Origin of the sequence: Pseudonocardia halophobica (assembly GCF_027922425.1) — a bacterium.
Lineage (GTDB): Bacteria > Actinomycetota > Actinomycetes > Mycobacteriales > Pseudonocardiaceae > Pseudonocardia > Pseudonocardia halophobica.
In genome coordinates this window covers 1-533 of the sequence record NZ_BSFQ01000286.1, presented here as the reverse complement: position 1 = coordinate 533, position 533 = coordinate 1, and the positions used below count along the sequence as shown (strand labels likewise).

At 65.5% G+C, this 533-nt stretch carries 1 protein-coding gene; it reads left to right on the top strand.

Features of this window, described 5'->3' with window-relative positions:
- Positions 1-16 precede the first annotated feature (16 nt).
- The coding region (locus PKE99_RS38650) for a calcium-binding protein (RefSeq protein ID WP_369075895.1) at positions 17-533 on the top strand (517 nt) is incomplete at its 3' end.

The window sequence follows — 533 nt, the reverse complement described above, 5'->3', positions numbered from 1 at the left end:
TTCGGATGTCGAGACGGTGCAGCGGCTGCTGATCACTGAAAACGGCTCTATTTCGCTGCTGGTGACGCAGAACGGCTTCCTCAACAAGCTGGAGCTGGGGGCCCCCGCCACGGTGGGCACGCTGAATGCCGGGAATTTCCTGTTCTCGACCAATGTCTCGGCGGACAGCATCACCGGCACGCGCAGCCATGATGATCTGTTCGGCGGGCGCGGCAATGATGCGCTGGACGGCGGGCTGGGGCAGGGCCGTGACCGGCTGTTCGGCGAGACCGGCAATGACAGCCTGTCCGGCGGAGCCGGAGCCGACACGCTTTATGGCGGCGCGGGCACCGACGAGATGGAAGGCGGCGACGGCTCGGACCAGCTTTATGGCGGGGCCGGCAATGACGAGGTTTCGGGCGGGGCCGGATCGGATACCATGTATGGCGGGGCCGGGGCCGACCGCTTTGTCATGGGTTCCTGGACCGGATTCATCGACAGTCTGAACGATTATGGCCGCGGCACTTCGAACGGCGGGGCGGTGATCGCCGATT